Origin of the sequence: Azospirillum sp. 11R-A (assembly GCF_049472615.1) — a bacterium.
GTDB lineage: Bacteria > Pseudomonadota > Alphaproteobacteria > Azospirillales > Azospirillaceae > Azospirillum > Azospirillum palustre.
On record NZ_JBCEBL010000051.1, the window covers coordinates 1 to 19,392 of the forward strand.

21 protein-coding genes and 1 pseudogene are annotated in these 19,392 nt (G+C 65.7%); 11 read left to right on the top strand and 11 right to left on the bottom strand.

Features of this window, described 5'->3' with window-relative positions:
- Both VH569_RS34270 and VH569_RS34275 read left to right on the top strand, forming a co-directional pair.
- The coding region (locus VH569_RS34270) for an amino acid ABC transporter permease (protein ID WP_423321641.1) at positions 1–564 on the top strand (564 nt) is incomplete at its 5' end.
- Between the two features lie 140 nt (positions 565–704).
- Entirely contained in the window at positions 705–1,262 is a 558-nt protein-coding gene (locus tag VH569_RS34275; protein WP_423321643.1) for an NAD(P)H-dependent oxidoreductase, read from the top strand.
- Positions 1,263–1,406: 144 nt separating this feature from the next.
- Here VH569_RS34275 and VH569_RS34280 read toward each other — a convergent pair whose 3' ends face one another.
- Positions 1,407–1,580, bottom strand: a complete 174-nt coding sequence (locus VH569_RS34280; RefSeq protein ID WP_423321645.1) for a hypothetical protein — start codon at positions 1,578–1,580, stop codon at positions 1,407–1,409.
- A 29-nt stretch (positions 1,581–1,609) separates the two neighbouring features.
- Between VH569_RS34280 and VH569_RS34285 the strand changes: the two genes are divergently transcribed.
- The 5 genes from VH569_RS34285 (at position 1,610) to VH569_RS34305 (ending at position 5,173) form a co-directional block, all read left to right on the top strand.
- Positions 1,610–1,900: a transposase gene (locus VH569_RS34285; protein ID WP_423321647.1), complete on the top strand. Its 291-nt coding sequence runs from the start codon at positions 1,610–1,612 to the stop codon at positions 1,898–1,900.
- A 57-nt stretch (positions 1,901–1,957) separates the two neighbouring features.
- On the top strand, positions 1,958–2,590 hold the full coding sequence (locus VH569_RS34290; RefSeq protein WP_423321673.1) for a transposase: 633 nt from the start codon (positions 1,958–1,960) through the stop codon (positions 2,588–2,590).
- A 263-nt stretch (positions 2,591–2,853) separates the two neighbouring features.
- Positions 2,854–3,783, top strand: coding sequence for a replication protein RepA (locus tag VH569_RS34295; RefSeq protein ID WP_423321649.1), 930 nt, complete (start codon positions 2,854–2,856; stop codon positions 3,781–3,783).
- 191 nt (positions 3,784–3,974) lie between these two features.
- A complete protein-coding gene (locus VH569_RS34300) occupies positions 3,975–4,604 on the top strand; it encodes a division plane positioning ATPase MipZ (RefSeq protein WP_423321651.1) in 630 nt (209 codons plus the stop codon).
- Positions 4,601–5,173 (top strand): hypothetical protein, encoded by a 573-nt coding sequence (locus VH569_RS34305; RefSeq protein ID WP_423321675.1) that lies wholly within the window; start codon positions 4,601–4,603, stop codon positions 5,171–5,173. Before VH569_RS34300 ends, VH569_RS34305 begins: the two co-directional genes overlap by 4 nt.
- A gap of 144 nt (positions 5,174–5,317) precedes the next feature.
- Here the strand turns inward: VH569_RS34305 and VH569_RS34310 are convergent.
- Together VH569_RS34310 and VH569_RS34315 are read right to left on the bottom strand one after the other, a co-directional pair.
- Positions 5,318–5,834, bottom strand: a pseudogene (locus tag VH569_RS34310) (IS6 family transposase); the annotation flags it as partial.
- A gap of 298 nt (positions 5,835–6,132) precedes the next feature.
- Positions 6,133–6,414: a hypothetical protein gene (locus VH569_RS34315; RefSeq protein ID WP_085557442.1), complete on the bottom strand. Its 282-nt coding sequence runs from the start codon at positions 6,412–6,414 to the stop codon at positions 6,133–6,135.
- A gap of 124 nt (positions 6,415–6,538) precedes the next feature.
- On the opposite strand from VH569_RS34315, the gene VH569_RS34320 reads away from it, so the two are divergent.
- The 3 genes from VH569_RS34320 (at position 6,539) to VH569_RS34330 (ending at position 11,036) form a co-directional block, all read left to right on the top strand.
- On the top strand, positions 6,539–6,679 hold the full coding sequence (locus tag VH569_RS34320) for a hypothetical protein (protein ID WP_179166288.1): 141 nt from the start codon (positions 6,539–6,541) through the stop codon (positions 6,677–6,679).
- A gap of 443 nt (positions 6,680–7,122) precedes the next feature.
- Complete coding sequence (locus tag VH569_RS34325; RefSeq protein ID WP_423321654.1) at positions 7,123–9,123, top strand: MobA/MobL family protein; 2,001 nt, start codon at positions 7,123–7,125, stop codon at positions 9,121–9,123.
- Positions 9,124–9,638: 515 nt separating this feature from the next.
- Positions 9,639–11,036 (top strand): hypothetical protein, encoded by a 1,398-nt coding sequence (locus VH569_RS34330; protein WP_423321656.1) that lies wholly within the window; start codon positions 9,639–9,641, stop codon positions 11,034–11,036.
- Between the two features lie 857 nt (positions 11,037–11,893).
- Here VH569_RS34330 and VH569_RS34335 read toward each other — a convergent pair.
- Both VH569_RS34335 and VH569_RS34340 read right to left on the bottom strand, forming a co-directional pair.
- Positions 11,894–13,198: a type II toxin-antitoxin system HipA family toxin gene (locus VH569_RS34335; RefSeq protein ID WP_423321657.1), complete on the bottom strand. Its 1,305-nt coding sequence runs from the start codon at positions 13,196–13,198 to the stop codon at positions 11,894–11,896.
- On the bottom strand, positions 13,195–13,548 hold the full coding sequence (locus VH569_RS34340; RefSeq protein ID WP_423321659.1) for a helix-turn-helix domain-containing protein: 354 nt from the start codon (positions 13,546–13,548) through the stop codon (positions 13,195–13,197). Before VH569_RS34340 ends, VH569_RS34335 begins: the two co-directional genes overlap by 4 nt.
- Before the next feature lie 153 nt (positions 13,549–13,701).
- Between VH569_RS34340 and VH569_RS34345 the strand changes: the two genes are divergently transcribed.
- Positions 13,702–14,103, top strand: a complete 402-nt coding sequence (locus VH569_RS34345) for a hypothetical protein (protein ID WP_423321660.1) — start codon at positions 13,702–13,704, stop codon at positions 14,101–14,103.
- 266 nt (positions 14,104–14,369) lie between these two features.
- Here the strand turns inward: VH569_RS34345 and VH569_RS34350 are convergent, their stop codons facing one another.
- From VH569_RS34350 to VH569_RS34375, 6 genes are all read right to left on the bottom strand, one after another.
- On the bottom strand, positions 14,370–14,726 hold the full coding sequence (locus VH569_RS34350) for a hypothetical protein (RefSeq protein WP_423321662.1): 357 nt from the start codon (positions 14,724–14,726) through the stop codon (positions 14,370–14,372).
- Between the two features lie 144 nt (positions 14,727–14,870).
- Complete coding sequence (locus VH569_RS34355; RefSeq protein WP_423321664.1) at positions 14,871–15,080, bottom strand: hypothetical protein; 210 nt, start codon at positions 15,078–15,080, stop codon at positions 14,871–14,873.
- Between the two features lie 499 nt (positions 15,081–15,579).
- Positions 15,580–16,242, bottom strand: a complete 663-nt coding sequence (locus VH569_RS34360; protein ID WP_423321666.1) for a SprT-like domain-containing protein — start codon at positions 16,240–16,242, stop codon at positions 15,580–15,582.
- 166 nt (positions 16,243–16,408) lie between these two features.
- On the bottom strand, positions 16,409–16,837 hold the full coding sequence (locus VH569_RS34365; protein ID WP_423321668.1) for a hypothetical protein: 429 nt from the start codon (positions 16,835–16,837) through the stop codon (positions 16,409–16,411).
- Between the two features lie 154 nt (positions 16,838–16,991).
- Positions 16,992–17,294: a hypothetical protein gene (locus tag VH569_RS34370; RefSeq protein WP_423321669.1), complete on the bottom strand. Its 303-nt coding sequence runs from the start codon at positions 17,292–17,294 to the stop codon at positions 16,992–16,994.
- Positions 17,295–17,342: 48 nt separating this feature from the next.
- Entirely contained in the window at positions 17,343–18,068 is a 726-nt protein-coding gene (locus tag VH569_RS34375; RefSeq protein ID WP_423321671.1) for an AAA family ATPase, read from the bottom strand.
- Between the last annotated feature and the right edge of the window lie 1,324 nt (positions 18,069–19,392).

Below are 19,392 nucleotides of genomic sequence, written 5' to 3' on the forward strand. Positions count from 1 at the left end.
CTGGCGGTGCTGCTGGCACTCGCCCGGCGCAGCTCCATGGGCGGGGTGCGGACGCTGGCCGTCCTGTTCATCGAGGTGACGCGCGGCGTGCCGCTGATCGCGGTGCTCTATGTCGCGACCCTGCTGCTGCCGCTGATGCTGCCGGCCGGCGCCGCCATCGACAAGCTGCTGCGGGCGCAGATCGCCATCGTCCTGTTCGTCTCCGCCTATCTGGCCGAGATCGTCCGCGCCGGCCTCCAGTCCATCCCGGCGGGCCAGTATGAAGCCGCCCAGGCGCTGGGGATCGGCTATTGGCAATCGATGCGGCTGGTCATCCTGCCGCAGGCGCTCAGGACGGTGATCCCCTCCATCGTGACCCTGGCGATCGGGCTGTTCCAGGACACCACGCTGATCATCGTCATCGGCCTGTTCGACCTGCTGAACACCGCGCGCACCGCCGCCAAGGATCCGGCCTGGCTCGGATTCTATGATGAAGCCTTCGGCTTCGCGGCGCTGATCTACCTGACGGTCTGCGTCATCGCGTCCCGCTACAGCCTGTGGCTGGAGCGCCGGCTGCGGCGGTGAGCTCCCAATCCGCTTCGACCGGCGCCCGCCGCATTTCCTTCTCTGCACACCCTCCTCCGGCTTGGTTCCACCCGACCTGATCGGGATCACAGCCAACCACCTCTGCCGAACATACGAACTTTGAACTGGAAAGCCCGACCATGAGCAGCCTTTCAATCGTCGGCATCGCCGGCAGCCTCTCGGCACCCTCCAGCAGCCGGCGGCTGGTCGACCTGACCCTCGCGCAGATCGGGCGGCGGATCGCCGCCGACGGCCGCGTCATCGACATCGCGACACTCGGGTCCCTCGCAGTCCACAGTCGGGACGCCGCTGGCGACGAACTCGAAGCCGCGCTGCGTGCTGTGGAAGAAGCAGACTTGGTCGTCGCCGCCACGCCGGTCTACAAAGGATCCTACAGCGGCCTGTTCAAGCATTTCGTCGATCTGCTCGACTACCGCTCGCTCGTCGCCACCCCGGTCGCGCTACTGGCCACCGGCGGAAGCGAGCGTCATGCACTGATGATCGAGCATCAGCTCCGCCCACTCTTCGCGGTCTTTCAGGCTCAGGTACTGGGTACCGGACTGTACTTGACCGGCAAGGATCTGGTCGACGGCAAGATCACCGATCCGGCCGCCGAGAGCCGGTTCGACCGGCTGGTCGACGAAGCGGTCGATGCATTGACCATGCGCTCGATGGCCAAACACAGCAAGTCGGCATAAGACACTTGGAAATTCCCGCTATTTCCCGGTGTGGGGTCGGTAGCAACGAAATTGCCGTGGCGGTCCCCTACACTGCGGACAAAGGTGGATTATCCTTATGCCGCCACATTCCCTTGCTTTCACACTCTCACGACGCGGGTTGTCTCAAACCACCGCCATAAGCTGGAAAAGACAGGTCGTATCGCTTGCACTTTCGATGGCCAGCACGCTGGATTGCAGGCGGTCGACCGCCGGTTCAGCCAGCACCCTCGCCGCGTTGGCTCGGAACTTCGCGATCACGGCGGGTTGTTGCACGGAAAGCATTGCTGTCGTAGGCATCGGCTCCGTCTCCGTTCTGGTCGCCTGCCATGCCAAACAAGGTCAATGCCGCCCTGCGCCAGCGTGGCAGTCTCACCGTGTGGGTCAGCGAGGAGGCGATTGCGGGCCGGAAAGCGGCGCCGCGCACCACGCCAGGTGGGCAGCCGAACTACTCAGACTTGGCGATCACGACGGCGCTCATGCTGCGCGCCCTGTTCAGACTGGCGCTGCGGCAGACCGAGGGGCTGCCCGCCTCCATTCTCCATCTGCTTGGCGTGGAGCTGCCAGTGCCGGATTACTCCAACATCGCGCGCCGTGCACGGACGGTGACGCTGCCCTGAGTACCGCACTCGAGCGGCGGGCCCATCCACCTGCTGGTTGACAGCACCGGGCTGAAGCTGTGCGGGCCGAGCGAATGGTTGATTGAGAAGCACGGCACCAAGCGGCGGCGCTCCTGGCGCGCCCTGCACATAGGCATGGATGCAGGCAGCGGGCGGATCGTTGCAGCCACGCTGACCGACCGTGGCGTCGAGGATGCCTCTCAGTTCGGTCCGTTGTTTGACCGGATATCCGCGCCCGTGGCCTCCCGGACCGGCGATGGCGCGTACGACCGGAGCGGCGTCTACGCGGCCGTGCACGAGCGCCATCGCAAGACCGCAGTGGTGGCGCCACCGCGTGCGCACGCCGTACTCAGCGACAGGGCGCACACCGTCCCCAGCCCGCGTGACCATCACATCCAGGCCATCCCTGAGACGGGCCAGATGGCTTGGCAGCGGAGCAGCGGATACAACAAGTGGGCCGGCACGGAGAGCAAAATGACACGCTGGAAGGGCGTCATTGGCGAGGCACTGCACTTCCACGGTCACGCGAAGCAGGCCACCGAGGTCGTGATCGGCGTCGCAGTCCTCAACCGCATTCGACCTCGGACGCCCGAACTCCGTCCGCGTCGCCTGACCATCAGCGGGGTTGAGGCGGTCCACTACCTCGCTCACCTCCCTGCAACACGCCGACCAACGTCAGCTACATCCTGATTCAGTCCGATTCGCGGCCCCGCGCCCTTGTACTTTCGCGACCATGGCGGTTCTCAACAGGCTGGGCTTGTACCGTTGCGACCGCCCGCTTGTACTTTGGCGACTGCGACTCGCATCGACTCGGCTTATCCACTGTACGCTTGCGACCAAGCAACTAATAAGAATCCAACTAGATTCTCAAATAGGCTGGTCGCGAAAGTACAATTTGACTCGCCGCCCGCCGGGGAACCACAGTCCTGCAAGGGTTGGCCAGCGAGGATTCCATGGCGTCCGTTCACGATCTGATCGCCAGGGTCGGTGTCGAGCAAGCGCGAAAGCTGGTTCCCAGCGGCGAGCGCAAGCTAATCGACACGGCCGCCCAAGCGATGGCGATCGAGAGCCGGGCCATGGGCATTACCTATGCCGGATTCTGCCTGACCGCTCTGCCCCACAATCCGTTGGCCGATGACGCAGTCTGGGAGCGCCAGGGACATAAGGTCAAGCTGGTGATCACGCCGGGCTATTTGCCGGACAGGACGGGGACCATGCAACTGCATGGCGTTCCTTATGGCAGCCGTGCTCGGCTGATCATGCTGTACCTGCAAACGAGAGCGATTCAGACGGGAAGCCCAGAGGTTGAACTTGGCGCTTCCATGAAGGACTGGCTGTCCCGGATGGGAGTTGGTGTCGGCGGCAAACAGTACCGGGACGTCAAGGAACAGGCTAACAGAATCAGCGCCTGCAACCTGACCTTTGTCTGGGACAATGACCGCCGCGGTAAGGCTTTCGAGAAGGATGCCATAGTCAAGGGTGGCATCCAGCTCTACGAGCATGACGACGAGAATCAGCTGCGTCTATGGGTGGACACCGTTCGTCTAAGCGACAGCTTCTTCCAAGCGCTCAAGGAACATCCAGTGCCGGTATGGGAGCCGGCCATGAAGCTGATCGCCGGGAAAAGCATGGCAATCGATGTCTATGTCTGGCTAGCCTACCGGCTGCACGTCCTCGAACTGAAGACCCCAGTAACTTGGGCGGCGCTGTTCGGCCAATTCGGCCACAGCTACCAAAACCTGAAGCATTTCAAGCCACGGTTCACCGAGGCGCTGAAGATGGCCCTCGCTGTCTACCCCGATGCCGAGGTGGATGTCAGCGATGCTGGAGTGGTCCTTCACCCCTCACCTCCCCCGATTCCAGAGCGCAAGATGGTCCGCTGAGGCACTTGTACTTTCGCGACCGCGGATCGCAGAGCGCTCTCCCCCCGCCTTGTACTTTCGCGACTTCCTTCCCCGGTAACAGGCGAATTGCCCTGTAGCCGAGCCTCCGCTAAAATGGCAGCTGTCTGGCAGCAAGGCAAAGTCCGTTAACCGGTTAACGCTTTGCTCAGCGCGATCAACCGGAGATCCTGATGAAGCAACTTCTGGTGCTCGGCCCAAAGGGCGGTGCCGGCAAGACGACGACAGCCAGAAACATGGCCGTGGCTGCCGTATTAAGCGGCCTACGGGTGGCCGTGCTTGACGCTGACCGCCAGCGGACCTTGAGCAAATGGCTGGAACGGCGCCCCGACACCCTGCCCTCGATCCAGAGCTTTGAAGTGCCGATGCGTGACATCGATAGCGCTCCGGAGCCGATTGAGGATGTTGACCTGCTGATCGTCGATACCCCGGCCTCGGTCGAGGATCACCCTGGCGCGCTGAAGGTGCTGATCGAAACCGCTGATCTGATCCTGCTGCCATCCGGTGTCCGGGGAGAGGAGATGGACTCCCTGAAGGACACACTGAAAGCTGTGCGGCCGTTCGCCCGTCCGATGGTGGTTCTGCTGAACGGGGTGAAGCCCAAGCAGGTCGAGACGAGCGCCGCCTATCGTGGCTTGGCCGTAGGCGTCACGGTGGCGCCTGCCCTCATCCCGGATCTGGCCGAGGTGCATCGAACCTACGATGTCGGGATCGGCGTCGTAGAGCTGCGCGGCGCCAAGACGGCTGACATGTGGTGGGAAAACTGGCGGTTCATCGCCGACGTTCTGGGAGTGAAACAGTGAAGCTGGACGGTAAGGTCAAGCTGCCCCGCCCTACCCCGGACCGATACGCCGGTCTGTTCGCCGATGACGGTGCCGGTCGGCCGCAGGAGGTCATCACCTTCCATTCGCGGACGCACACCGTCGAGAAGATCAAGGCTTTATGGGAGCGAGCACGGGACGACTTCCTGGCGATCGGTCGGTGGCTGGTGGTCGCCAAGGAGCGTATGGAGCACGGCGAGTACGAGGCGATGGTGCGGGCCGAGTTGCCCTTTAGCCCGTCACGCGCCCGTCAGCTGCGCACCGTGGCCGAGTTCGTCGACAGCGGGCGCATTCCGCTTGAACGGCTGCCGCCGGCGGACTCGGTGATCTACGAGATCGCCACCCTGTCAGACGACGAGCTGGCCGCCGCCGAGCCCGACATCCGCCCCGACCTCACCCGCGTTGAGGCCAAGGCGTTCAAGAAGCGCGCTGAGCCCGGCGCGCAGAACGCTCTGCCCGACCGAGCGGTCCTGGTCCGGCGCATCGAGCGCTTGAAGCAGGAGTTGGCAAACGCTCAAGCTCAGCTGACCCAGATCGATCAGGGCAGCTGACCTCGTCCCGACAGAGTCCTGTGACCAAGCCCGGCCCTTATGCCGGGCTTTTCCATGTCTGCCCACCTGCCCATAGTGCCGGTGAATGACGTTGGTGCAAAATGGCCGGGCCGGTGGTGTTCGGGAGGCCAAGCGGGTATAGAGTTCGCGCTGGCGAACCGGCTGGTGGGAGACCTCGGCCCGGTTGTTCTGTCGCCGGCCCTGCTCGTGCCGCCAAGCCGATCTCACGGAAGGCGGCCCCATAGGAGTGGAGCTTGTCGGTGGTGATCTGGATGGGGGCGAAACTGTGTTTCTTCAGCAGCTTCCGCATCAGCTTGCGGGCCGCAGCCTTATCGCGTCGGCGCTAAACGAGCACCTTCAACACCTCGCCTTCATCGACGGCCCGCCACAAGTACATGAGTCGGCCACTCACCCTGATCATCATCTCATCCAAATGCCATCGCAGGCTGGGTTTCGGCCGGAGGCGCCGCAAGTTGCCGGCGATGGCGGGCCCGAAATTCAAGACCCAGCGGCACATGGTTTCGTAAAACATGTTGATGCCGCGTTCAGCCAACAGTTCCTCGACATCTCGGTAGCTCAAGGTGAACCGCAGGTACAACCAGATCGCATGCTGGATAATCGCGGGCGGGAATTGGTGGCGGGCATACGAAAGCGGCGACATCCCGCGAGCTTACCGTCACCGCCGACGGGCCGTCACTGTTGATGTGATGATGCCGTCTTCCCGCCGACTTGCCCACACCGGCGGCGCGGACAACGTGCCGGCATCCCTCGTCATAGGTGCTTCTGCGCACCAATGGAATAAATAAGGAACAATTCAGCTGATCGGCGGACCCTACGGCGTATACGAGTGTGGACAGAAAAAGGGCGGCCCCGGTCCGCGCTCGGCCGCCCTGAAGTCTGGCGCTACAACGATCCCATCCCACAGCGGAACGTGATCTCGCTGATGTATATGGTCCGCCTCAGCGGATCTTGGCCTGCAATCGGACCGCTATCTCAGCCTCCGTGCGTGTGTGCCGGGCCTGGCGCCGTTGCTCGACAAGGGGCCTGTCTTGCAGGATCCAATGCGCGGTGCCGAGGCTCGTGATCTCGCCCGTGGCGCCGCCGCAGGGGCAACCGTGCCAGCCGTGCCAGCTGGGCGCCGAGGCTTGGTGTTCGCCGCACGGGCAGATTGGCCACGGGGTGCCGTCCGGGGCGAACCGCACCGGGCGCGGAGTCGACACAAACAGCGGTTCGTCGGCCATTGCTCCCTCCTTGTGAGCGCTCCAGTATACAGCCCCCAACCATGGAGGACGACCGGTGATCGTGGCGGCGCAGTGCCTTGCTTGCAGAGCCGTAATCGTGTGCGAGCGTATACACGAGAGCCAGATGTGCTCTTGCCCAAACCGCGCCTTCGTCGACGCATCGATCGGCGGTCTGACCCGGATCGGCGCGCGCGACCGGGCGCTGATCCGCGAGCTGAGCGAGGGCGAGGCCCAGGCGTTGCAGGGACCGCTACACCAAGCCTGAGCAAGCGGCGCGGCGAAGCCGCGCAGGATGGTTGCTTCGGGGCTGCGGAGCAGCCCCCGGATGGTTGCATTGGAAGGGGCGGGGAGGGTGCTTGGGCCGTAGGGCCGGGAACCAGTTGTGCGTGGCAGGGCGCCAACGGCGCCAACCTGGGACGTGACTTCGGCCGAGCGGAGCGMSSCCGCGCGCCGTTCCGGCGCCGCTGGGGTATGGAGTTCGGGGGCGATGAGAGGGGCTGTGCCGAATTTCTTTCAGCCCGCAACGGGTGCACCCGTTGCGGGCTGAAGCTTCTGCGACCACGCTCCTGCTTAGCGTCGCACCGGGGATGAACCCCAGCGCACTTTGCGTTAAGCCCTCCGGCCGCAAGCGGCCTTTCGGGGCGTGACCGGCAGGCCGGTCACTCTTAACGCGGGAGCCCGCGACGCATGAGCTCAGAGGATGATGCCGTGACCGCACCCTTCACCACCAGGATGCTGCACCTGACCGTCAACATCAAGGGGATCACGACGCACAAAGGCGCCATGCGGCAGCTCGACTACAACGTCGACGACGACAAGATGCACGACAGCGATCTGATCCACACCGGCCTCGACCTGCCAAAGGATGCACCCTCGGGCGACGTCATCAATGCCACCAGCAAGGCTCTGTCGGCGTCCTTCGCCGATCAGAAGGCGTGGGAGCGGGCACATCGCGATGAGCAGAAGAAGCTCCTGGACAGCGGGCGCAAGTCGCTCACGGCGGAGCGCCGTGCCGCCATCGAGAAGCAGCTGAGGGAGTGGAAGGGATTCGTGACGAAGCGCCGTAGCGGAATCATCAAGGGCTTCATTCTGGCGCTGCCGCGTGACATCACCGATGACCTGCAGCGCGAGCTGATGAAGGGCTGGATGGAAAGCCTGACCCGCAACGGCGAACGCAGCCCGCGCGGGAAGAATCGCAAGCCGGTGGCGGTGTGCGCAATTCACCGAAACCGGGGCAGAAATCCCCATGCCCACGTCATTGTCATCAACGAGCTGGAGACGGAATACGAGGCGCGAAAGCGCGCGGAGGCGCGCGCCGACGGTGGCAAGCGGACGCGCGCGCGCCGGCAGTACGTCATCGACACCTTCGCCGACCGGTCCGGCAAGCTCGCGATCCGCCGGCATTGGCGCGACTATGTGAACCCGATGCTGGAGACGTGGGGTACGCCGGTCCGCCTGGAGGTTGAGTCCTTCGAAACGCTGGGGATCACCGACCGGGCGCCGCAGCGCCACGTTGGAGCCAGCACCACCGTCGCGGCCGAGAAGGGCAAACCGCACGACGCCAGCAAGGCCGAGCACAATCGCCAGGCCAAGCAGCTGGAGATGGCCGTTGCCGAACTCGATGCGCGCCAGCAGCATCTGGCTGAATGGGAGACCGACCTGCGGGGCCGCCAAGCCGAACAGGACCGCGACCGCGAGCGCGCCCTTGAGGCGGAGCAGGCCGCCATTGTCGCCGCCGGGGCCGCCGAACTCGCCGCAGGACGAGGTGACGAATGGCGCCGATGTGCCCTGGACGCCTTGAGGCGCGTTGCCGACGCTGAGATGGAGCGCGATGCGGTCACGGCCGAGCGGGAGATTGCCAGGAAGGAGCTTGAGGCCGAGCGGGCCGCCCAGGCAGCGGCCGCGCAACGCGCAGCATCGCTCGAGGAGACGCTGACGGTGCTTTGCCGCGCGTACGGCTGCGAGCAGGACGAACTGTGGGCGGTGATGGACAGCGGCGCCCGCGCAATCCGTGTTCAGCAAGCGGCTGAGGCCCGGGTAAGGGCCCGTATCGACAAGATCAACCGCGATCGCACCGAGGAAATGGCCGGCGTGATCCGCGTGCATGCCGGCGCCATGCGCGCCAAGGACGAGGAACTGACGAGGGCCCGGCGAGAGGCGCAACTGCGGACCGAGGAAGCCGACCGCCTGGAAGCGCAGAACACGCTGCTGCGTCGTCAGGTGCAGACGCTCACCAGCGTGGTCGAACACGCCGTGCGTGTCCTGAGCATCTGGTTCAGCGCGGTCAAAGAACGCGCGCAGAGCAAGTTGGCGGTGCTGATCGAGGCTGTGATGCCGCGCATGGCCGCCCTGACTGTCGAGAATCAGACCATCGAGATCTACCGTGTTGCCCCCGACGCGAAGAGCGCCCGCCTGGCGCTGCGCGAGTACCTGAAGGCCGACGCTGCCGACGACGATCATGCCGTGCGTCACGACCAGCGCGTACGCGCCGAGTTGGCCCGCGTGGCCATCAAGGACCAGCACCTGAACGCCAAGCAGATGGCCCTGCACGAGGATGCGACCACACTGCAGCGTCTGGCCGATGCGCTGTTCGAAAAGTCCCACCGCTATGGCGGTGACGTGCTGCGCAGTCTGCGCGGCGACCTCGCGCAACTCAAGACGGTGGCCGACAAGCACGCGCAACCGCAGCCGACCGAGCGCGCGCGGTAGCGTCGACAGGGACTGACTGATCCTGGCCGCCCATGGCGGTGGCAGAGAGGGCGAGACGACGAGGGCGCGTTTCCCGTGGACACCCGTATACGGCGGTACACTGTAACGGTAACGCTGTAATGTAATACATTACAGCGTTACACGTTTGGCGGCGCTTCCGAGGCGCCGGGGCTGCACGCGCCCCAACACGCGCGGACGATGTTCCACTGCGCCACGCACTCGACCGGCCCTCGCTCGGTCGCTAAGCGGTCAAATCCTCCGGCTTCTTCACGCCCGTGGCAGGGGGCATCCGATTGTCCCGACCTGCTGGGCACAGGCTGGACGGTTGGCAGCGGACGAATGGCCAGCCTCTCGGTCGAGGTTCGTTTCACGTCCTGTGGAACCGGACAATATGAACCCTGCAGATGTCGTGACTCCCATGCACATCAGAGGCTGCTGACAAGGATGGCGGCGTCTGACTCGCGCTATGGTGGAACGGCGTAAACGAACGCTCACGTTGGGAGCCAAGCGTCCGCATGATGTCTGTTTCCACCATTCCGGATCGACCGGGTCGTATCGACTCGCCCGCGGCACATGGAATAGCGCTTCACGCCGGTGGCCGGGGGCGGGTCACCATCGCCACGCGTACGGTGGGCACTTGGCAGGAGCGCTCGATCCCCGTCGCCGATCTCGGAGGTGCCGTGCAGGAGTTCGCCGGACGCCCCGAAGTCTTCATCTCGCAAAACCGCTTCTGGGGCGTGCGCCGGGTCGTGGCTCAGCTTGCCGAGCTGAACGCACTGTTCGTCGATCTCGACTACTACAAGGGCCGCTACGCCAACCTGAGCCCCGATCAGTTCCTCTTGGCGACCCGTATGGCCCTGGACGACGAAAACTTGCCGGCGCCCTCGCTGGCCGTATCCACCGGCCGCGGCCTCGCTCTGGTGTGGCGACACACCGCCGCGCCGCGCGCCGCGCTGCCCCGCTGGCGAGCGTGCCAGAAGGTGCTCGGCGCAACGTTGGCGTCGTTTGGCGCCGACCCGGCGGCGACCGACGCCGCGCGCGTGCTGCGCCTGATCGGCACCATTAACGCCAAGTCCGGCAACCCGGTCGAGGCGATCACCGACCTGGGTAACACCTGGGAGTTCGACACTTTGGCGGACGAGATCCTGCCCCTGCCGCGCGCCGAGTTGGTCGCGCTGCGCGCCGAGCGGGCGAAGCGCCGGGCTGCGAAGGACGATCGTATCAAGGCAGTGGCGCCGGCGAACTTTTCGATTGCGACGCTGTGGGAAGGGCGATTGACCGACTTGCAGAAACTCCGTGCCGGGCGCTGGCCGGACGGCATTCCGTCGGGATCACGTGACGAGTGGCTCTTTCTTGCGACGACCGCCATGTCCTACCTGGTGCCGCCCGCGGTGCTCCTCCGCGAAGCCGAGGCGCTGGCACACGAGGCTGCCGGTTGGTCAGAATCAGAGATGCGCTCCCGGATGGCGTCGGTGCTGGCACGGGCGGAACGTGCCTTCCGGGGCGAGAAGGTCGACTACCGGGGCCACGACGTTGACCCACGATACGCGTTCCGGGACGCGACCATCATCGAACGGCTGAAGATCACCGAGCGGGAGATGATCGACCTCGACCTGCGCCACTTTGCCAGCCCCGAGATCAAGAGGGAGCGCGAGCAGCAGCGGAAGCAGCGTGACCGCCGCGCCGCGGGTGCCACCCCGCGTGCCGAGTACGAGGCGAACAGCCTGTCTCACGAGGAACCATGGAAGGTCGAGGGATGCAGCCGCGCGACGTGGTACCGGAGGCAAAGGAACAAGGCGCGAACGACAACAGGGACCGGTGAGACAGGTCCGTCCGGTTGTATGGTGGCCGTGCCTGTCCCTGCCTCGCCCCTGCCTGCAGGGGCGAGGCAGGGACAGGCCGCTGCCGCCTAGGAGAGCCGCATGGGCAAGGACGCGGCACCCGCCGGCAGCAGGGTGGACGGAGAGTGGACGTGAAGCCGCTGCGGCGGGGCTGCCCTGCGCTTCAGGATTGCCCGATGCTGACGTCGGCACAGCCGTCGCTATGCGGCGGGGTTGCTCAAGGCCGACACGCCGACCAGCACTTAGTCACGGGGCGTACCCCACCCTCGACCTTCAGCTGGCCGCGCGACAAGTGTCCGGGCTTGTCTACCAGCGCCCACCACAAGGCAGCTGTGCCGAGGCGTGCCGGCACGCGCATAGCGGTCGCCGCCCCCAATCCGATGCGTACGCGTCATCGTCCACCCCATCAGCGCGGCGACCGCCTTGAGGGAGGAGGAGCCGACCATGGGCTCTGCGGGAACGGCTTGGTCGTTGGCGGCCGTCCGCCGCAGGGCGCGGAGCCCTATCGCCACGAAACGCGCCAGGGGCCAGGGCTTGTCGAGCTCTCGAATCGCACTAAAAGATTGATCGTCCACAGGAATCGCGGTGCGAACGCAATGCCTTTGCTTACCCCTGCGCAATGGGTGTCGGGGATGCCGGAGCCGTGCCGCCCCGGCTGGTCCAGGCCGCGTGCGAGGGCAAGCCGGTGTGGACGAGCAGGGTAGAGCACCCCGCGGGCCGACAGACGATCTCCTCGGCCAGCCGCCGCGGGGGCGCACGGCCGGTCGGGCGGCTGACCGGTTGCCGGGGACGGCGGATCAGAGATAACCGGAGCGATCCGCTACGCTTCGGATCTGCGGCTGCACGGTACCCGCCCTCTAGGATGCTGAGCGTGGCGTGCTCACGTTTCTTTGGCACCGGCCGGCGTTCCCTCGGAGGCGCGGCAGTGATCAGGACGAACGGTTGGCGCCAAATCCGGACAGGAAGACCTGACGATGTCCTTCCGCGAGTGCCACCGCCTCCCAGCGCCCGCGCAGCTTCTCGGCGTGGCTTTTCACGAGCGGGAGGTTGGGCAGCAAGGCGGGCCATTCGTCGGCCGCCCGTTCCACCGTGCGCTTCGCCTCGTCGGTCAGCAGGCGGGGATCCAGGCTGAGCAGCATGCCGGGCCTGCGGAAGGTCTCCAACGTCACGTCGGCCATCGTCTTGGCGCGCCCGAGGGGGATGGCCAGTGTGTCGTCCCCATCCAGGCAGAATGTCGGAACGATGTCGTACGCCGGGCTCAAGTGGGCCGTGCGTCCGTCAGGATAGATCAGGCTCGTGTTCTTGAGGTGCGCATCGCCGTTGCCAAGCAGCACGTTCACGGTGAAGCGGCGCACCGCTTCGAGCAGATCACCGTTGGGGTCAGCGGCAAAGCGCTTGATACCGTTCCACAGTGTTTCCTCGTTTGCGATCGTGTACTTCTGATTGTCCACCGCCCCGAAGATCTGGGCGAAGTCTTCGATGTGGACGCGTGCGCCGGACGCGCGGTCGAACCGGGTCACCGCCAGGGCATGCTCGCCGTGTTTGCGGTGCTCGGGACCGATTCCGCGCAGCTTGCCCAGCGGGATCAGTTCGCAGGCCGCGACCGTGACGCCAGCGGCCGTGGCGAGGCGCATTGCCGAGAATTCCAGCTCAGGCAGGAACTCCAGCCCGCGCTGCCGGCTTGGCAGTTTGGCGATGATGGAGCCGTACTGGCCCTCGGCAGGCACCGTCAGCCCCTCACCCTCCTTGAGGACGGAGAGCTTCATCTGCACGCCGGCCAGACCGAAGCGGATCGGCGGCAGGTCGTCGGCGGTGTGGTCGGCCACCCTGGCGGGCGGGGCGTACCCCTCGTCCCGGACGACGACGGCGCCGGGCAGATCGTGCCCGACGCGCTTCATGATGTCGAAGTCGGTGTGGATTCCTGGTCCCATCTGCCGTTCGACGGCGACCCGTAGGGCGCCTTCCGGCAGCACGTTCCGGAACCAGGCGGGCAAGAGACCCAGCAGGCCCGTCTTGTCGCGTGCGTCCGAGAGGCGTGCGACGGTCCGCTCCTCGTCACCCGGGAACCACCACGCTGCGCTGAGGATCGGACGTTCCGGCCCGAGGTCGATATATCCCTGGTCGACGACGAAGCGGACGCTCTGCTTGCTGTCGAGCAGCAGACTCCCGACTCGCACCGAGGCGCTCGCCGTTGGCTCGAGGTAGACCCCCAACATTTCGGCCTTGCGGCTCATGGCTCATCCTCGTCGGACGCGATGAAGAGTTCCTCGAGCGCACTCGGGACGCGCTCGTCCGGCTTGGCCTGGCGGTCGTTCAGGTCGAGCAGACGCTCAACCTCCGCCAAACGCTCGACCGGAACCGGGACGAGGACCGCCCGCAAGGCTTCCGTCAGCGCCAGGATCGTTGTGAGCTGGGGGTCACCGCGCCCTTCGACGGCAGCGACACGTGCCTGTGTGCGCCGCGTTCGTTCGGCAAGGGCTGCTTGGGAGAAACCGCGCAAGCGCCGCAACGAGCGCATACGCGCGCCAAACCGTTCACGTGCTTGCATCGCGACCAACCCCGTTAAGCGAATAATCAGCCTCATCCATATCGTATACAGTATCAAATCCTAGTCAACAGCAATGCGCTACATGATATGGCAGATGTTATTCATACCTTATAAGGTATCAAATCGGATCGCGCTGTACGAGGCGGCCACTGAACCGCGCAGCAAGCGTCCTCCTCCCGCGGAGGCAGGATGCTTGCCGAGAACGACCGAGCTTCCACCCCATATTTCGCCGCCCAGGCGCCTTGTCCACGCTGCTCCCAGGAAATCTCTGCCGCATGGTTTGTGATCGACGGGCACAAGGTCCGACGCGTGTTGCCGGCTGGCGGCCCTGGCCCCCGGACCGCCATGTGGGCTGCGAGGGCGTGGCCGGCTGCCGCGGCAAGTCAGACCCCGGCAGCCCAGGCGAGCGGCCTCCGCGCCGAGATCCACTTCGCTATCCTCCATCCGTTGCCCGCAACGCTGATGCTGAAGGAGGTCGACAACCTGCTCGCGTTCCTGGCGGAGACTATGTTGCAGCCAGTCACCGCCGTCTTCATCGGCAATGATCAGGAGGATCAGGACGGATCCCTCATTGTGACCTGCTCGTCATGACGGTTGGTCGCGAGCGACGGCGATACCCGGCACAAAGCCGCGGGGACGCTGACGGCCGGAGCTGGTGGCTTCAGTCCAGCCGCCGCCATGTGGTGGAATCGGTTAGCGCGGACACGCCAACCAGCACCTCTTCATACGGTGTGCCATCTTCTGCCCGCAGCCGGGCGTGCGGCGGGTGTCCGAGTTTGTCCACCAGAGCCACCATGACGCAGCTGCGCCGGGCCGTACCGGCACGCGCATAGCGGTCGCCGACCGCGATCCGATGCCTACGCGTCATCATCCATCCCGGTCAGCGCGGCGACCTCCTCGATGAGCCGGGCGTGGCTCTCCGGTGTGAAGGCCCGGCGATCGGCGGCCATCCGCCGCAAGGCACGGAACCCTGCTGTTGTGAAACGGGCCACGGGCCAGTGCTTGTCGAAGTCGTCCAGCGCCACAAGGCCGCGGTCCAGCATGCTCTGAACGGCGGCCGGGACCTTCGGCTGCCCCTTGCGCTCGCCCGTCGACCACCGCCGTAGCAGGAACCCGTCATGAATGCTGCGGGCGCTGGACATGCGCTGCATGAACTCGCGCCGGATGAGGTCGCGTTCCTTGGCGCCGAAGTCAGGATCGTCGGAAGGGGACATGGCGGCTCCACGTTCACTTGGAACGCCGATGTACCGCATCAGCGGATACCGCGGCTAGGCGGATGATTGCGGGGCTATGTTGTCCGCCTGCGGACATGATCGAGCCACTCTGCGCCCGCACACCGCTGCACCGAGGACGAGGCCTCAGAGGAGGGGAAGCTGGACGCGCCCACCGTTGTCACTATGAGCCTTGGCGGCGCGCAGCGCGGCACCCTGAGCGCCCTCCATGGTGCGCGCCGTGCCGGAGGCGACGTGCTCGCCGGCCACGGTGATGAGCCACGCCCACACATCGGGCCCGCGCCACATCACCGCGAGATCGCAGCCATAGGCTCGTGTCACCGCGTGGCGTGTCATCCAGGTTGTCGTATTCGGCACGTTGGTGTTCCCGATGAATCCTGGGCTTCTTTACCACAGGATCAGGATGATCCAGGAGTGCCTGCCCGAGGCATGACCGGCCAGGAGATCTGCGGATACCGATCACGGCTGAACCGACACGGCCTTCCGACCTCCTGCGTCGGCCAACATACGATGGTCCGCCCGGCGGCGCTGTGTTTATGGGGAGAGTCGGCGACGAAAGTGATTTCAATGCCGTCCGCGTCGCGCAGGAGGCTTGGTAAGCGGCGATCGGCATGTCCCGGTAGGACGGTGGTGGTTGCTCGGCGGACGCGACGGTGCTGGTCTGCGGGCTCGTGCTTGTACACAGGGAGCACCGGTGCCCGCGGAGACGTCTCTGCCGCGAGGGCGAACCGAACTTTCCGGAACGCCGCCCCGGAATCCCTGCGGACGGGCTTGTAGGCAGACCGCAGCACCGTCTCGCCAGTGCCGATAGCACGGCCGCGCAGGAAGGTCCCGATCAGCCGGCGCCACGCGGTTGAACCAGCTCCACGCCGTCACCCTGCTGCGCCGCCACAGAAGCGAGGAGTTCCGCGCAGTCGCCGCAGATCACCCTGAGGCCCGGTTTCCCCCACACCTTCGTCCCACATCCGCAGGCATAGGCGACCTTGTCCTTCTTCGCGGCGCCGGCCTTCGGGGCGTCGGACCTCCAGGCGATGGCGATGCCGTCCGCCAGCAGTTTGGCTGCTTCACGGTCGAAGGGGCCGTCCGTGACGATGATGTGCGTCATCCTCTGTCCCGTTTCCTTACCGCCCGGCGCGCCCGTGTCACTCGGGTGCAGGCCGACGGCCTTCATCTTGGCCGCCCATTCCGCGTTGTGATAGCCGCCGCGCGAGCGCTTCCCGAACTCCTCTTGCCACAGATGGACCATCTCATGGACCAAAGTGGAGAGGATCTCGGCCTGGTCGCGGTCGAACACATCCGGGTTCAAGGCGATTTCGTGCCGCCGCTCGCCAGATGCCGCCAGGCTCTCGAAGCGTTCGGGGGAAAAGTAGCCCTTGAAGCGCTTGCTGCGCTGGAAGGTGATGAGCACCTGGGGCAACGTTCCGTCGAACAGTGTCGCGTTGAAGTGGTCGAAGGCGCGCTGGAGAGCGGCGTACTGCTCGACGGTGATGGCGGTCATGCCTGATCTCGTTTGTATCGTACGCTACAGGGCCCGATCTGGCTGCCAAGGGCTGCCATGTACGGGTCCGGCTGAATCGTCTGACGCCGGGGGCTTGTGGCTCATGGCGCGCTCGGGGCGATCTGCAGGCGCAGCCGCCGCTGGAGTGCGGCTCCGTAGCGCCAGCTCACCCGCTGTTGGCGCGGGGAAGCGCCGGCCGACGGACGACCACGCGCACGGAGTCGCCGTACAAGGCCGTGAACAGGCGGCGCAGAGCGGTCCCGATGCCGGCGCGCTCCGCGGCGGCCTGCACCGTCGCCAATCCGCCGGAGGCGGACGCGGCGAGCACCATCATGTCCGCACAAGCGCTCAGGTGGACGGCGTTGTAGTCGGCGAGCTGCACCGCATGGCGCTTGCGGCGGTTCTCGAAGAAGTCTTCGACCTGCGCCCGCTCGTCGGCGGTCAGGCATGCCGATACCCGCGGCGGGAGCGTGGTCGCCGAAGCGGGCAAACAGGCGACCACGGTCTGCGCACCGCGGCCCCTTTCCGGGCTGTAGACCGTGCGGATCAACTGGATCGTCTGGCGGCGCGGGCCGTTGCGAAGGCGGATCATCATGAGGGCATTCCGAAGGACGGTTAAGGTGCTGCTTCCATCACCATCTTGTCCGGCGTCGTGACCAGGCAAATCAGCTCACGTCCGAACAGCACCGGCGGGGACGCGCGGACAGGTTCGTGTGTTGCGATGCCGTTCAGGCCGGCCGGTGCCGGGATCATCCGGGCTTGTCGAGCGTCTTCGGGACACCCCGGGCGGCGAGGGCCTCGTTGAGCAGGAGTTCGACAACGGTGTACTCGGGCAGGTTGATGTCGTTGGACACCACCCCGATCCGATCCAGCAGACGTTGCGGCAGGCGGTACGAGCGGAGCACCTTGGGTGGGGTCTTCCGTTTCGGCTGCGAACGCTTTTTCGCCGGCACGGCAGGGGGGCCATTTGCCCAGGCTTCGGCCGTTTTCGCGTCCTCGTTCGGCTCGGTGATGGTTGGCACGGCCTTCGTGGTCGGCATCTTGATGCGCATGACCGGTTCCTCGCGTCTACGTGCGTTGACGATGGTTTACGGGCGTGGTCAGGCGCGGATCGTTGCTGACGCCCGAACACGCTCGAAGAGGGCTCCGGTCAGCGCCTCGAGATCCTCGATCGCACCGTTGTCCCGGGGCTTCGCCTCGACCACGCCCTTGCCGTCAGCCGCTGCCCGGAACCAGGCGGTGCGCTTGCGAATGGGGGTATCAAGAAACTCCACGCCATTGAGGTCGGCGAGCATCCGGGCGACGTCCTGGCTCTCGGCGCCACGGAGGTCCGCCATGCTCAGGACCGCGAAGGCCTGGAGGCGTTGGTTGTACGCCCTCGCCTGGGCGATCAGGTCAACCATCTGCTGCAGGGCCCAGACGTCGTAAGCGCGCGGGCCGAGCGGGATGAGCACGGCGTCCGAGATCAGGAGCGCGTGACGCAGGGTCGCCGTGTCGCGGCCGCCGGCGTCGATGATAGTCAGCGCGTGGTCGGCGGCGATGCGCCTGGCATGAACCTTCAAGGCCTCGGCGTTGAGGATCGACACGCAGGTGAAGAGAGGGTCGCCGAGCATCTCGGCGCGCATGTTGGCGAAGGTCGTGGCCGACTGCTGCGCATCGGTGTCGATGAGAGCGGTCTTTGCGAAGCGTCGGACCGCTGCCCAGACCGCGAGATTGGTGGCCAGCGTCGTTTTGCCGACACCGCCCTTGATGTTGCCGACCGTGATCGTGACGGGGGCAGGCAGGAACGTCGGATTGTGGAGTTTCAGAATCGGAAGCTGCGCCATTGCGTCCTCGCGCGTTGCTTGGCTGAGCCCCCTCAGAGCAGAAGGATACCGTGTCCGACCGTCAGCGCAAGCGGTCGCTCACTGTCGTGCGTATACGCTTGCTGACCGATGCTGACACGCCGATGCGGGGCTTGTGAGATGTGGTGCGTCCCGACCCTATGGCGGTGGAGCGCCGCTGAAGGCTGGCCAGACTTCACAAAAACCTGCCGGGCCGGCCGGTGAGGGTGGAACGCCTGTGCCCGAGCGCCTCAGGACACAGCCGGGTAAGCGGAACGGTGATGGCAGCGTACGTTCTTGCGGCGGACATGGGAGAAGCCCGGGATGCGGTCTCCGTCACCGACCGCCCGAACATCGTGTGGAAGGGAACCGGGCATTTCGGCTGGTCGTGGCCGGCGCGTGAGATTCCTGAGAAGGCTGCCTTGCCGCCACCGGCGCCTTGGAAAGATCGGCAAGGATGGCGGGCCAGGACGGCAGAATACCCTGGTCGGACAATGGCTTGGCGCTGAAGCCCGGATCGGCGAAGACATCGGCAACATCTTGGCGCCGGTCGCGGATTCCCACTTTGCAGGCAATGGGTTAGCTGACGGGATGATCGGCAGAAGATGACCGTGATGAGGACGGCCAAGCCGGATCGACCCTGCCGTTACCCTGAGATGCCCGGATGACCGTTCAGGCCTACCAAGTCACTCTGCTGGGCGCTGTGACGGACACGCGAGAGCGTTATCGTTCCGGATCCGGAAATGGCAGGTCCATCTGCCGGCCACCGAGGTGCCGTGCGCCGTCGGACAGCGCGGAGACGGCGTCCAGATCCACGTGGAATGTACGCTTGCACATGGAAGGCTCTGTTCGGCGGCAGTCGTCTGCAGCGCGCCTGCTCGGCCGCGGCTTGATCGTCGGGAGGCTGCCGCGTTGAAGGGAAGTCAAATCGGCGCGAAGCTTCTCGAGCGCGCGAAGCACCTCGGTTTCGGCACGGAGCGATGGCAAGTCCAGCATGGACGGGTCCTTGTTTCGGACGCTCTTCCTGAGAGTAGCGTGCCGAGTGCATGCCGACGAGGTCCAGGCCGCACTCTCTGACCTGTCCTGTCCGGGATCGGGGCGATCGGCATCCCGCAAAGGCAACGGGTCTCCCATCAGCCTGCAGAGGCACCGCGTGTCGCTCCATTGCGGTTGCCGCCCCGGCCGCTCTTCCGCCGGTTGGTGAGCATCGGCTGCAGGAGCGGCATGACGTGCCGGGATGACCGCACCGTCGCGGGGNGGGGGGGGGGGGSCGCGCGGCTGTGCGCCGCGGCGGCGCCCGCGCAAGGGGTCAGGCATCGCTCGGTCA